This is a genomic window from Microbulbifer sp. CAU 1566 (genome assembly GCF_023156515.1).
Classification (GTDB): Bacteria; Pseudomonadota; Gammaproteobacteria; order Pseudomonadales; family Cellvibrionaceae; genus Microbulbifer.
Genome location: NZ_JALNMG010000005.1, coordinates 66,556 through 80,251 on the forward strand (window position 1 = coordinate 66,556; position 13,696 = coordinate 80,251).

The following is a 13,696-nucleotide window of genomic DNA, read 5'->3' on the forward strand; positions in this document are numbered from 1 at the left end:
GTTACCGGAAACTTTGCTTGAGTTTTCTTACAAATCGGCGGCCGTTTCTTGAAGCTTCTATTGCAAGTTGGCCATAAAAGGGAAAGGAGCGACGCAAGTCGCCATTTCGGGGAATCAGATTCTAATCCGGCCGCTAGTTACGGACTCGTTGTATTTGTTCCAACCGGGAAACGCTGCCGAGGTAGTCCTGCCAGCTCGCCTGGAGTTCCGCCGTCTGGTAGCGCTGGTACTTCTCCCGGTCCAGCCAGTAGACGCGGGTAGTGGCCCGCCGCAGGTCAATCAACGGCAACTGATCGATGGCTGCCGAGCCGCGCTTGAACACAGAGCCGGCTCGGGAGTTCTGGATCATGTCGCTGACAATGGTGAGGTGGACGTTTTCCGCCGAGGGGTCAAAGTGGTTCAGCGCCGCCACATCCGAAAGGGCTTCATAGATCGGGGAAACCGGCTGCTCGCCGGCAGACACGGCCTGGGCGATGGCGCTATCCAGGGGCCTCTCGAAACGTTCCCGGTACAACGCCTGCACAAACTGCTGGTTGGCCGTCAGCGCACTGACATCCTTGCCCGAGTGCGGCTTACATAAATCCACTACCGGTTCCGAGAGGCCATTGTAGTGGTCGTCCAGAACAAAGATCGAAAAGCGATCATTAACCGCGGCGGCGTCCAATAAGTCGGCAAGATAGGTTTTGAGAAAGTGCGCCTGGTGCACGGACAGAGTGTCTGATGCATCGATCACGACCAGGTGCTGGGCAAACCTTGGCAGGCTCGGGTTACACAGGGTCACTTTGTCGTAATCCCGCTCCGGCGAGCGAATGACCTGCAAGGCAAATGCGCCCAACGCCAGCAAGATCAGGCATCCGCAGGCAAAGAGCACAACGCCCTTTTTATCTTCCGCGGACAGCGCGAGGCCGCCTCGTCGGGATTGCCTGGTCCCTCTCACTGCACGCTTCGCCATCAGGCCCTCCGCAGCCCGTGTTCCAGTTCCAGGCGGTCAACCAGTGCCGCAAAGGAGGCCTGTACCTTTTCACAGCGCTCATTCACGGTGGTGATTGCCGCGCTGTATTCCTCGTCCAGCTCCTCGACCAACAGCTCAAAAGCCACCAGGTCGCGCTTGTGCTGCTCCAGCCCTGTGGTGTTCAACTGCGGGATCTTGTCCAACTCAAAGCGCAACAGTTCACCGAAGTAGGCAGCGCGACGATTCATCATCCGCGCGGAATAAGACTGGTAGTAGCGGATCAATTCATCCAGTAACCCCTGAGCCTTAATGATGTCTTCCTGGTAATTGCGGTGAATCTCCTCACTGCGCTCGATACTGGCCTTAAACTGGATGAACTGTGCACGAATCGTCCTCTCTCGCTCGGCCAGTTCATCCTGCACTTCTTCCGCCAACTCATTGACGTTGTCGATCGCATCTTCGTAGGCCGCGGCCCAGGCGTCCTGCATACCCCGCACCCGGCGAGTGATTGCGGTATACCCGGGGTAGCGATCCTCCACCACAAAAAATTTGGTGGTCAGCAATATCAGGGCGATTCCACTCACCACCACCATGATCCACGAATTGAAATCCTGAATCCCGAGGGGCTTCTCCCACAGACTGGCCATAGCCAGTTGCGAAGCGGTAAAAGCATCCAGTTCCAGGGCCTCGCGGTAGTGGCCAACCCCCAGTACAAAGGTAACGCCTGTGGTCAGCAGGGTGAGGAACAGGGCCAAGGCACCGACTTTCCTGATGTAGTTCGAATGAAAGCAGTTGCGCAGTGCGAAGGCCATAAAAGCGGCAATCCCCAGATTGACCAGCGTGATGATAAATGCCTGGAAAAAGCCACCGACCAACCCGAGGTCGCTGCCTTTGGACAGGAAAAAAGCATTCAGAAACGTTTCCAGAATGACGATAAAGAAGATTACTGAATAGTGGAGGATTTTCGATTCCCGGTAGATCGCCTCCCGGGTAAGTCCGTTGCGGTGTTTGAAAATTTCCAGATCCATCCGCAGGGCTGACAGTTCCTGTGCGCGGCGCTTGAGCCCACTGACCAGGTTCGCTACCCGGCTGCCGATTTTTTTCTCGACGAAGGCGTCGGTGTTTTTGAGCTCCTGGCACAGCTGCCGGATCTCTACTTCGCTGCGCGCCTCCACCTGCGCATCCAGCTCGGCCTGCCGGTTTTCATGTACCCGGCCAATGATTTCCCGCACCACGTAGGAACGCAGGCTCTCTTCACTTTCCGTATGACTGCGGCGATCGATTTCCGGGATGCCCGCTTTCACATCACGCTCAACGCGCTGCTCAACTTTCAGGGCGGAAATGGCGGCCTTGGTTGCCGGTATTGAGGTCATGAGGTCACCTAAAAACTTCCACTACATTTTAGGTTTTTCGTGTATTCCACTTTCTAGCGCGGCTAGCGCGGCCAGCGCGACCGGCTACAGGCGCGAATTTTGGTGAACGCTCCTGTTCACGTCTGTTAATCGCGCCTGGGCCAGCATTAGACGGCCAAGTTAAGCAAGGCGCCAAAGCGGAAAAACCCTTACTTTCAGAATAGCCCTCAGCGCGCCCCTGTGTCGCCAATGCGACAAAGCGTTACCAATCAGTAAGTTTTCACGCCAACTTTACAGACATTTCCTGTCATAACTCCGCGTCCAGACATCCCGGAAAAATCAGGCGCTGAATAACGCGCCAAACAAGAAAATAGATATTGAACCCAAAGTCAAATTGAGCATAAGCTCTAAATTGCTTTCGCACCCAATAACAAATAAATCTATCGCCGGTATTTCGCGGAAGCATCCATTGGGATCAAAAGAATCCATAACGAATGCACGCTAGAAGTGAACAATAACAACAGGAACCTTCCATGACGCTTACTCAAGACATCACGTCCCAAACCCGACCGAGCAATTTCACCCGGTCATTTGCATGGATAGCCGCCGCTACCCTGGCCGCGATTTCAGCGACAACAACCGCCGCAGATATTGATCAGGTTCTCCCCATCCAGCACAGCTGCAGTAGTACGTTAAAAATCCGCGCGCAGGACATGAGCGCAAGCCAGCTAAATGCAACCTGCGCAGACCTTTCCGCTGGAGAAGCGCTCTTCCACCAGCGCCTGCAGACCAATCTGGTCCCGGTGCCAGACGACTACAACACCGATCTGCGTGTCGTTGTGTTTGATGATTACAGTCAGTACGACAGCTACGGGTATGCGCTATTTGGCATCAACACCAATAACGGTGGTATCTATATTGAGGGCACCCCATCCACCCCGGGTAACCAGGCCAGTTTTTATGCCCACGAGGCCTCCTGGCTGAGGCCTGAATTTGCAATCTGGAACCTGGAGCACGAATACGTGCACTACCTGGATGGCCGATTTATCGCGTACGGCGGTTTCAATCACTACCCGGGTAATATGGTGTGGTGGTCCGAAGGGCTCGCAGAATATCTGTCCCTCGGCAATAGCAACCCAGAGGCCATCGAAGTCGCACGTAATCACAAACCGCGCCACCGCAAACCCAGCCTTGCGTCCGTATTCGATACCACCTACCGCGACAAAACAGACCAGGTGTACCGCTGGAGTTACCTCGCTATTCGCTTCCTGTTCGAGCATCACTACGATGAAGTCATTGCGATGACGAACGCGCTCAAGAACAACGATTACACCAGCTATACCGCCTATCTCAACAGCTGGGAAAGCAATTATGAGGCCGAGTACCAGAACTGGCTTAACGGCCTGGTGGACAGCGGTGCCCGCGGTGCTCCGCGGGACAGTAAACGGGATGACCTGCTGAAAAAGCACTCCGCAGCAGAGGAAAAACGCCGCGGCCATTCACACAGTCAGTGAGCGGAATTTCCGGGCCTACAACGAAAGCGCCCGGTGATATCCGTTTCGCTAGCGCGATTTTTCGCAAAAAAAAACGGGCCCTCAAAGGGCCCGTTTTTGGGATGGGTCGGACAAACTGTCGCGGCTTACTCGCTGTCACTCGGGTGACGCATGGGCGCAGGGAAAGGAAACTGGGCAATTTTGTCGCCCTTGACCTCGTGCACCTTGCCGACGCCCTCTTTCTCGACTTCGTCGATCCGCACGATGCTGTGCAGCGGAATATACGAGCGCTTTACAGAAGCAAATTCGGTTTTCAGCTTCTCTTCACTGGGATCTACCACCAGCTGGGCTTTTTCCCCAAACACGAACTCCTCCACCTCGATAAAGCCGTACATCTCGCTCTGGTAGATAGCGCGGGCATAGAGTTCGAACACCTGGTTCTGGTTGTGGAAAATGACTTTGTAGATTGGGTTGGCCATAGATCGCTCAGTGGAGGGAGGTCGAAGTAAACGCTCGGTAAATCAGAAGCCCCGCCAATTCTAGTGTGCGGGAGGGCTGGGCCCGAAAAAGCGCGGAAGGTTAGCACTCTCTCAGCCCCCCGTCTATGCAGCCCGCAGAGTGGCCGGTATAATGCCCCACCTTTTAATTTGGCTAGTTTTTAACCAGGCGCGCTATGTCTTCCGATCTTTCCGAAAAACCGGTGAAAAAGCTCTTCATCAAGACCCACGGCTGCCAGATGAATGAATACGATTCTGCGCGCATGCGGGACCTGCTGGGTGAATCCCACCAGATGGTGCCCACCGATGATCCCGAAGAAGCCGATGTACTGCTGGTAAACACCTGTTCTATCCGCGAGAAGGCGCAGGAAAAATTATTCCATCAACTGGGCCGCTGGAAGCACCTGAAAGAAAAAAATCCCGATCTGGTGATTGGTGTGGGCGGCTGCGTCGCCAGCCAGGAAGGTGAGGCCATCGCCAAGCGCGCGCCCTACGTTGACCTGGTATTCGGCCCCCAGACCCTGCACCGCCTGCCGGAAATGATGGAAACCAAGAAGCAGAAAAGCGGCGCTATCGTCGTGGATGTCTCCTTCCCGGAAATCGAAAAATTCGACCGCCTGCCTCAGCCCGAGGCCGACGGCGCCAGCGCCTTCGTATCGATCATGGAAGGCTGCTCCAAATACTGCACCTTTTGCGTAGTGCCCTACACCCGCGGTGAAGAAGTTAGCCGCCCGGTGGCCGATGTGCTGGAAGAAGTGGCGCACCTGGCCGACCAGGGAGTGCGCGAGGTAAACCTGCTGGGCCAGAACGTCAACGCCTACCGTGCAGAAGGCGACGATGGCCAGCTGGTGGACTTCGCCGAGCTGATTACCTACGTAGCCGCCATCGACGGCATCGACCGCATCCGCTACACCACCTCGCACCCGGTCGAGTTTTCCGATGCCCTGATAGACGTTTACGCCGAAGTGCCGGAACTGGTGAACCACCTGCACCTGCCAGTTCAGAGTGGCTCCGACCGCATTCTGATGGCAATGAAACGCGGCCATACTGCGCTGGAGTACAAATCCAAGATCCGTCGCCTGAAAGCAATCCGCCCGGACATCTGCCTGTCGTCCGACTTTATTGTGGGCTTCCCCGGCGAAACCGAGCGTGACTTCGAAGCCACCATGAAGCTGATCCAGGACGTGGGTTTCGATATCTCGTTCAGCTTCATCTATTCCGCACGCCCCGGCACCCCTGCGGCCGACCTGCCGGACGATACACCCGAAGAGCTGAAAAAGCAGCGCCTGCAACTGCTGCAACACCGCATCAACCAGCAGGCCGCGGAAATCGCCCGTCGCATGGTGGGTAACGTAGAGCGCGTTCTGGTCAGCGGCGTCTCCAAGAAAGACCCGGGACAGCTTCAGGGCCGGACCGAAAACAACCGAGTGGTCAACTTCCGCTGTGGCCAGCTGGAGCTGATTGGCAAGTTTGCCGATGTGCTGATTGAAGAAGCCCTGCCGAACTCGCTGCGCGGCACCTTGGTAGCTTCCGAGTTAGATGGGCCACTGGACTAAGAATCGAAGGCGCTGATGCCGGGATTCGTTTCCGGGACCGTGCGCGGCCATGGATGGCCGCGCCCGAGCGCACATGGACGTGCTTGTAGCGTGTCCCGGAAACAAATTCCGGCAGCAGGGCCGCCACAATATCCGCTACAGAGTAACAACCATTGCCTGCAAGCAGGCTCAGTGGACGTCTGGAAAGTCAGTATCCACAAACCGTCATACTCCCCTGTTATAAGCCCTGAGACTGGTTAGAACCCATTCGTCACAAACCAGCCTTTCCCATATTGGCGAAATGGGTATAACCTACAGTCAGAACCCAAAGACAAAAGGTGCACGGAAACCAATTTGGATACACAAGCCCTCGCTCACAGCATCACCCTCGAGCCCAACGACGCTCGCCGCCTGGCCAACCTCTGTGGCCAATTCGATCAACACCTGCGCCAGATAGAACAGCGATTGGATATCGAAATCCGCAATCGCGGCAATCAGTTTGCCTTCTATGGCGATGCCAAATCGGCCCGCGCCGCCGGCGAGATACTGAGTAACCTGTATCAGGAAGCCGGAGCCAATGACGAAGTCACTCCGGAACAGATCCACCTCGCCCTGCAGGAATCCGGGATCGAAGAGCTGATCAGCGGCAGACAGCAGATCGAAGAAGGTGAAGACGATCAGGTCGTGTTGATCCGCACCAAGAAATGCTCCGTGCGCCCGCGAGGGATCAACCAGCGCAAATATGTGCGCGCGGTTCAGACCAACGATATCAACTTCGGCATAGGCCCTGCCGGTACCGGTAAAACCTACCTCGCCGTTGCCTGCGCTGTAGAAGCCCTGCTTAAAGACTCCGTCGAGCGGATTCTGCTGGTGCGCCCGGCGGTGGAAGCCGGCGAGAAGCTGGGCTTCCTGCCCGGCGACCTCAGCCAGAAGGTCGACCCCTATCTGCGCCCCCTGTATGACGCCCTGTATGAAATGCTGGGCTTCGAGACCGTGGGCAAGCTTATCGAGCGCAACGTGATCGAAGTGGCTCCGCTGGCCTATATGCGCGGCCGTACCCTGAACAACGCCTTTGTAATTCTCGACGAGAGCCAGAACACCACCCGCGAACAGATGAAAATGTTCCTGACCCGTATCGGGTTCGGTTCTACCGCCGTGATTACCGGTGACCCCAGCCAGATCGACCTGCCCCGCGGCCAGGCATCCGGCCTGCGCCATGCCATCGAGGTACTGGACAAGGTCAACGGCATCAGCTTCACCCATTTCGGTGCCAAAGACGTGGTTCGCCACCCGCTGGTACAGCGCATTGTGGAAGCCTACGGCGTGCACGAAGCGGAAGTGGAAGCAAAAGAGGAAGCTGAGCGCGCAGCCCGCAAAGCAGCCGCACTCAAAGCGGCCGGAGAAGACGCGGCCTGAGGCCGCGACCACCATGAACACCAATCAAACCGAGCCCACGTCGCTCCCGCCCGCTGAACTCTTTCTCGATGTGCAGCGGGCTTCCAAGCAACCGGGGTTGCCGAGTGACGAAGAGCTCACGCGCTGGGCAACCGCCGCGCTGGGCCACCGCCACGACCAAGCCGAAATGACCGTGCGCATCGTCGATGAAGACGAGAGCCAGACACTAAACAGTCAGTATCGCGGCAAAGACAAACCCACCAATGTGCTTTCGTTCCCGTCAGACCTGCCTGCAGAATTGATCGAGGAGCTGGAACTGCCGCTGCTGGGTGACCTGGTAATCTGCGCTCCCGTAGTCGCCCGCGAAGCGGAACAACAGCACAAAGCACTTGCGGCACACTGGGCGCACATGACCGTCCATGGCACACTACATCTTTTGGGTTACGACCATATCGAGGACGATGAAGCCGAGATCATGGAAAACCTCGAAACCCGTATACTGGCCCAGCTGGGATTTAACGACCCCTATGCGCCGGTATCTGCACACAATGATGCGTCGGTACAAGCGGTGCCGGCAGACAATTTTTCAGACGGAACCGACGAGTAACGCGGAGTATGGCCACATCCATGACCACCGACGAACCCCCAAGTAGCTCCTCCTCCAACCGCCCTCGATCGGGGGAGAAAAACTGGTTGGAGAAAATACTGGGCGCTTTTTCTTCAGAGCCCAGGTCTCGCGATGAGCTGCTGGACATCATCAAGGACGCCGCCGAAAACAAAGTGGTAGACGCGGAAGCCCTGTCCATCATCGAGGGCGCGCTGGACGTATCCAGCCAACAAGTGCGCGAGATCATGATTCCGCGCTCGCAAATGGTGGTGGTCAGCATCAATGACAACCCCAAAGAATTCCTGCCCAAGATCATCGAATCCGGCCACTCCCGCTTCCCGGTGGTGGGCGAGAGTATTGACGATATCCGCGGCATCCTGCTGGCAAAAGACCTGCTGCCACTGGTATTGAAAGGCGTGGATCAGTTTCGCCTGGAAGATATCATCCGCCCGGCCACGATTATTCCCGAGAGCAAACGCCTTAACATCCTGCTGCGTGAATTCCGCGAGAATCGCTATCACATGGCTGTCGTAATCGACGAGTATGGTGGCGTCTCCGGTGTGGTGACCATTGAAGACATTCTCGAAGAAATCGTCGGTGAAATCGAAGACGAGACCGATGAGGAAGAAGCGGACAGCTTTATCCGCAAAGTGAGCGACAACGATTACGTGGTCAAGGCGCTCACCCCCATCGAAGACTTCAATGAGTACTTCGAGTGTGAGTTCAGCGACGAGGAATTCGACACCATTGGTGGTCTGATCATGCAGTCCTTCGGTCACCTGCCCGGACGCGATGAAATGACCAAACTCGGCGATTTCAAATTCCGCGTACTCTACGCCGACAACCGGCAGATCCACCTGCTGCGTGTAAGTCGATTTGACAGGCCCGCTGAAGAAGACGGCTGATGTCCAAATACCTGACCTTACTGGCCGCCCTGATTGCGGGCGGCCTGCTGACCCTCTCGTTTGCACCGTTCAATTATTGGTGGTGCAGCCTGCTGTCTGTTGGGCTCTTCGCCTGGTTACTCGCCCCCACCCGCAACCAAGCCCCACTGAGTAGCAAAACCTGCTACTGGCTGGCGCTGTGCTACGGCGCGGGGCTCTATGGCACTGGCGGCTCCTGGGTGTATGTTTCCATCACGGATTTTGGCGGCTCCTCGGCGGTGCTGGGCGTTTTCCTTACCGCAGCCTTTGTCGGTATTCTTGCGGTGGTCTTCGCACTGCCGTTCGCCGCTCTTTCCCGCTTCCGCGCGCAGCCGACCTCCTTCGCGCTGGCTTTTGCCGCTCTCTGGTTTGTGAGTGAGTGGTGCCGCACCTGGATGTTTACCGGCTTTCCCTGGTTGTTTGCCGGTTACGGACATATCCACACCTGGCTTGCCGGCTGGGCTCCGGTCCTGAGTGTTTACGGCATTGGCCTGCTGCTGGCGTTCAGCGCTGCAGTATTTGCGCTGGTCGCACGGCGCGCCTTTCGATTCGACAAACGAGCCCCCTGGAAGTCTGCCAATGCCATTGCCCTGTGCGCGGCCGCACTGCTGATCTGGCCCCTGGGACTGGTTTTGAGCAAGCTGGAATGGACCAGTACGGGCGACAAAACCCTGACTGTTGGCCTGGTACAGGCGAATATCCCGCAGGATAAAAAGTGGCTGCCAGAATTTCGCGGCGAAACGATCAAGCGCTACCAGACTGCTACCGAAACCCTGCACCAGCAAAATGTCGACGTGGTGATCTGGCCTGAGGCGGCACTGCCGCTGCTGTACCACCAGGCGCCGAACCTGATGTCCGCACTGCAGAACAGTGCGCAGCAATCAGAAACCGACCTGATTACCGGCATCCTCTACGATACCGAGCGGGATCACCGCCGGGTCGTGCACAACTCCGCTGCCGTATTCGGCCAGAGCGAACAGCTCTACCACAAGCGCCACCTGGTGCCATTTGGTGAGTATGTGCCCCTGGAGGACTGGATTCGCGGCACCATCGAATTCTTCAACCTGCCAACTTCCTTCATTCGACCCGGACCTGAAGGGCAGGTACCGCTGATCGCGGGCTCTCTCAGCTGGGCCCCGCTGATCTGCTATGAAATCGTCTACCCGCAACTGGTCGCCCAGAGCGCTGGCGACGCCGAAGTGTTGCTCACCCTCAGTAACGATGCCTGGTTTGGCAAGTCCATCGGCCCCCTGCAGCACATGCAGATGGCACAGATGCGCGCGCTGGAAACCCGCCGCTACCTGGTACGGGGTACCAATACCGGCGTTACCGCCATCGTTGCGCCCGATGGCAGCATCACGAAACAGCTACCGCAATTTGAGCAAGCCACCCTCACCGGCACGGTAGAGGCCCGCTATGGCACCACGCCATTTATGCTCATTGGTGTCTGGGGCCTGGTCGCACTGGCCACACTGATGCTGATTGCCGCTGCACTGTTGCAGCGGCGCCCCGCAGCCAACACCGAGGCCGTATTTGCCCGGGAAATGGCGGACTAACCAGTTCGCCATTTCCCAGACTGCACTGCAAAAATACCCTCCCCGCCAGCATTTCGGCTACCGAGACGCGCATTCCCCCCTGCTGCCGCCCGCTTCCACTCGCGCCGCCGTTTATTACTGGCAATGTGCACCAAGTATGTTAGCGGCTGCTATCATCCAGAGATATTCACCCGAAGATGACAGCCTGGCTGTCACATTGACGCGATCAATTCGCGGGGGTTGATGCACCGAACATACAGCCGGCGGGATTGCCGGCAGCCGGTACCGAACAGCGATTGACGGCTGCGAGCTTTCAACCACGACCGGCGACAAGATTTTCCATGCACAGACAGATCGATGTGCGGCACGGATGCCTGATTTATGCATTGCTTAATCACTGGCGGCACTGGATTGATAGGCCGTCTATTTTGTGCGAAGTGGCTGGCGCGGGGTAACACCCTGACGGTTCTCAGCCGCAGCCCGGACAAGGTTCACCAACTCTGCGGCGAATCGGCCCGCGGGGTGCGCGACCTGCAGCAGGTCGAGGAGCCGGTTGATGTGGTCATCAATCTCGCCGGGGAAACCATCTCCAAACGCTGGAACAGTAACAACAAACAGGAAATTCGCCGGTCGCGCCTGGAGACTAGCGAGCGACTGGTGCAGTGGATTCTGTCCCGCCCCGAACGCCCCAGGTATGTACTCTCTGGCTCTGCCGTGGGCTATTACGGGGATCGCGGCGGCGACCTTCTGAAAGAATCCAGCGGCCCGGGCGGCGGCTTTGCCGCAGACCTCTGCCGTGACTGGGAGGCCGCCACCCTTCCTCTGCAACAGTCCGGTGTCTGCGTCGGTATCATGCGCACCGCCATAGTGCTGTCGACCCGCGGCGGTGCCCTGGTGGAGATGTTGCCCGCCTTCCGCCTGGGCGTAGGTGGCCCCATGAGCTGTGGCGAACAGTGGATGAGCTGGATTCACGAGGACGATATCGTCGGCCTGATGCTGCACGCCATCGACCGGCAGCTGTGTACCCCGTTCAATGCCTGTGCCCCCGAGCCCGTGACCAACAACAGCTTTTCCCGCCTGCTGGCCAAACAACTTCACCGCCCCAGCCTGATGCGCATGCCTGCCTGGGTACTGAAGCTGATTTTTGGGGAAATGGCCGAAGAGCTGCTACTGGCCAGCCAGAGAATGGAACCGCGCACGGCACTGGACAGTGGCTACAGCTTTCAATATCCCACCCTGGAAAAAGCCCTGGCCGACCTCCTCGGCCCCAACCATGAAAATGGCAACGCCCAGGCGTCCTCCAGAACGCGCTGAGCCCGCAGTTGCGGGCTCAGGAGAGTATGCGGGATGAGCAGTATCAGGCGGCGGCGGTACTGCGCAGCAGCGCTTCCTCAAGATAGCTGCAGGCGCTGTCCGAGGTGACCGGGTCAGCCCGGCACTCCATGGGGGCAGAGCCAACCCAGTGCGCGTGCCAACGGTACCAGCTGTGGGCTACCGCACCACTCTCACCGGCACCATTCTCACCAATATCGCTCTGGCCTTTTTCCTGGCGCAGCTCCACGAAATCCGTCTGCGCCGGGTCGATTTTGAATTCGCGGACAATCTGTCCCACAAAGGTTTCAAAGTTCTTGCTCAGCTGAGCGCCACCCTCGGTACCCGTGGACAAGAGCACCAGCTGGCGCTTGCCGCGCCGGGTCATCTTGAAACCAATCCATACAGGGCGGTTCAAGCGATTATGCAACTGAATCGGCGACAGGGATGATGGAATACCCTTCATCTGAACATTACCTCGATTTTTTCTTATGTTGTTATGTGCAGCGAGCGCTCTGCATTTGCCCTGAAAGGTTTCACTAGAAACCGTCGGACAAGGGCGCCCATACTAGTTTTATCTAGAAGCTGCATCAAGCACCGATCCGGAACGACAGTACCAAATCAGTCAACTTCAACCAGATTCCACTTTCAACAACTGCGGCGCTCAGGCATTGGACGCCAGCGGTACCACTGATCACCCACCAGTTCACGCCAGTACACCTGGGTACGCAGCAGCGCCGCCGCGTTGGGCAGCCAGCGCAACAAACCACTCTCTGCGCGTGGCACCAGCTCGCCCGGGCTGCCAACCGGCAGGGGGCGAACCTGAATACCTGCGCGGGCAAAGCTCTCGGCGGCCCGGGGCATATGCCACCAGTGCGTTACCAGAAGCACAGTTTCGACCCCGGAATCGTGCAGGAGTGCCGCAGAGTTGGAGGCATTTTCCGCCGTTGTTCGGCTGCAATTCTCGCGCCAAGTCACCGAGCGATTGAACAGCTTCTCCAGAGCGCCGGCCATCAGGTCGGACTCGGGCGCTTTCTCTCCGGCGTAGACCCGCCCACCGGACACCAGTATTGGCAGTGCCTCCGGGGACTCAGCCACCGCCCAGGCCACCCGCTCCAGACTGGTTGCGGACAGCCTCTCAGAGCCACGAGCCTCATCCCGGTAGCGGCCGCCACCGAGAATCACCACGGCTCCCGGTTCAACGTTAGGCGTCTCCAGCTGCCGGTCTACCAGACGCTGCCCCAGCCACCCCGAAAAGGCCGGGGTAGCGCACACCCATAAAGTGGCGAAGCAGAGAATAGCCAGCGGCAGTGACAATTTTGCGACCGGGCTCGAGGAGGGGAAAAACCAGAGCACCAGCGCCAGCAATAGCCCGGCGAGTGGCGCAAAAGGGGGCATGATCAGAGTAGCCAAAGCGGTTTGCAGTTCCATCTTGTGCAAGTCGTTATTTATACAGTGTTCGATTCAGAGAGCGCGGATAAGGTATTGCGAAAATACTCACCAGGAGCAAATGCGTGTTAGCAGGTATTGGCATTCACTCCGCGGACAATCCCCCGGTAATCTGCCGAAAACACCCGTAACCACAGCGATGGCAGGGCGTAATCTGGCTACCCGCCTCCGGCAGAGCCCGGTATCCGCACCCCAGGCATTGCAGCTCTTCGCCGCTACCCACAGTCTCCCCTGCCAATGCCCAGGGCTCGCCGCGCTTGATACAGCGCATGACACAGGGCCAGGCGGTCTTGGTGGGGTCGGCGGCATCCAGCAACCAGTCACCGGTGCGCTCTTCCAGTACCCGTAGCTCATAGCCCAGCTCATCAACATAGTCTTCCGCCCGATGCAGGTCGTCTTTCAGCCAGGCTTTCAAAAACGCGGCCTTGCTGGCCGTGAGATCTTCGACCGCCAGCTCACCTTCAACCAGCTTCTCAAGGTCCCGGCGCACCTCGGTAGAAAGGCGCCCATCTTCATCTGGCAGACCGGGATTCTCGGCCTTCCCGGCCGCTTTAGGTTTCTTACTCACCCTATCCCTCCTATAATTCGCCGTTTTCCGGCCGGGTATCAGGCACCCGGTCAGAATATCCCAATAGATCGAGTCACAG

General features: G+C 57.8%; 13 protein-coding genes. 7 read left to right on the top strand and 6 right to left on the bottom strand.

The features are described 5' to 3' along the window. Positions 1–133: 133 nt before the first annotated feature. Positions 134–952: a hypothetical protein gene (locus tag M0G74_RS13215; RefSeq protein WP_248217857.1), complete on the bottom strand. Its 819-nt coding sequence runs from the start codon at positions 950–952 to the stop codon at positions 134–136. Continuing rightward, a complete protein-coding gene (locus M0G74_RS13220) occupies positions 952–2,325 on the bottom strand; it encodes a hypothetical protein (protein ID WP_248217860.1) in 1,374 nt (457 codons plus the stop codon). The genes M0G74_RS13215 and M0G74_RS13220 overlap by 1 nt, the downstream gene beginning before the upstream one ends. A gap of 512 nt (positions 2,326–2,837) precedes the next feature. Here M0G74_RS13220 and M0G74_RS13225 point away from each other — a divergent pair. Then, a complete protein-coding gene (locus tag M0G74_RS13225) occupies positions 2,838–3,818 on the top strand; it encodes a collagenase (RefSeq protein ID WP_248217867.1) in 981 nt (326 codons plus the stop codon). 125 nt (positions 3,819–3,943) lie between these two features. Here M0G74_RS13225 and M0G74_RS13230 read toward each other — a convergent pair whose 3' ends face one another. Continuing rightward, positions 3,944–4,276 (bottom strand): DUF1820 family protein, encoded by a 333-nt coding sequence (locus M0G74_RS13230; RefSeq protein ID WP_201276845.1) that lies wholly within the window; start codon positions 4,274–4,276, stop codon positions 3,944–3,946. A gap of 194 nt (positions 4,277–4,470) precedes the next feature. Here M0G74_RS13230 and miaB point away from each other — a divergent pair, with 194 nt between their 5' ends. The 6 genes from miaB (at position 4,471) to M0G74_RS13260 (ending at position 11,603) form a co-directional block, all read left to right on the top strand. Continuing rightward, positions 4,471–5,850: a tRNA (N6-isopentenyl adenosine(37)-C2)-methylthiotransferase MiaB gene (miaB, locus tag M0G74_RS13235; protein ID WP_248217879.1), complete on the top strand. Its 1,380-nt coding sequence runs from the start codon at positions 4,471–4,473 to the stop codon at positions 5,848–5,850. A 333-nt stretch (positions 5,851–6,183) separates the two neighbouring features. Further along, positions 6,184–7,245, top strand: coding sequence for a PhoH family protein (locus tag M0G74_RS13240; protein ID WP_160154238.1), 1,062 nt, complete (start codon positions 6,184–6,186; stop codon positions 7,243–7,245). Between the two features lie 13 nt (positions 7,246–7,258). After that, positions 7,259–7,831, top strand: coding sequence for an rRNA maturation RNase YbeY (gene ybeY, locus M0G74_RS13245; RefSeq protein ID WP_248217887.1), 573 nt, complete (start codon positions 7,259–7,261; stop codon positions 7,829–7,831). 8 nt (positions 7,832–7,839) lie between these two features. Continuing rightward, positions 7,840–8,736 carry a transporter associated domain-containing protein gene (locus tag M0G74_RS13250; RefSeq protein WP_236250417.1) on the top strand — a complete coding sequence of 299 codons (897 nt, stop codon included), beginning with the start codon at positions 7,840–7,842 and terminating at the stop codon, positions 8,734–8,736. Then, on the top strand, positions 8,736–10,310 hold the full coding sequence (lnt, locus tag M0G74_RS13255; protein ID WP_248217895.1) for an apolipoprotein N-acyltransferase: 1,575 nt from the start codon (positions 8,736–8,738) through the stop codon (positions 10,308–10,310). The genes M0G74_RS13250 and lnt overlap by 1 nt, the downstream gene beginning before the upstream one ends. Positions 10,311–10,670: 360 nt before the next feature. Further along, positions 10,671–11,603 (top strand): TIGR01777 family oxidoreductase, encoded by a 933-nt coding sequence (locus M0G74_RS13260; RefSeq protein WP_248217898.1) that lies wholly within the window; start codon positions 10,671–10,673, stop codon positions 11,601–11,603. A 43-nt stretch (positions 11,604–11,646) separates the two neighbouring features. On the opposite strand, the gene M0G74_RS13265 is transcribed toward M0G74_RS13260, so the two are convergent. From M0G74_RS13265 to M0G74_RS13275, 3 genes are all read right to left on the bottom strand, one after another. Beyond that, positions 11,647–12,066, bottom strand: coding sequence for a hypothetical protein (locus tag M0G74_RS13265; RefSeq protein ID WP_248217901.1), 420 nt, complete (start codon positions 12,064–12,066; stop codon positions 11,647–11,649). Positions 12,067–12,248: 182 nt separating this feature from the next. Continuing rightward, complete coding sequence (locus tag M0G74_RS13270; RefSeq protein WP_248217903.1) at positions 12,249–13,031, bottom strand: YdcF family protein; 783 nt, start codon at positions 13,029–13,031, stop codon at positions 12,249–12,251. 103 nt (positions 13,032–13,134) lie between these two features. Continuing rightward, complete coding sequence (locus M0G74_RS13275; protein ID WP_160154244.1) at positions 13,135–13,617, bottom strand: hypothetical protein; 483 nt, start codon at positions 13,615–13,617, stop codon at positions 13,135–13,137. Positions 13,618–13,696 lie beyond the last annotated feature (79 nt).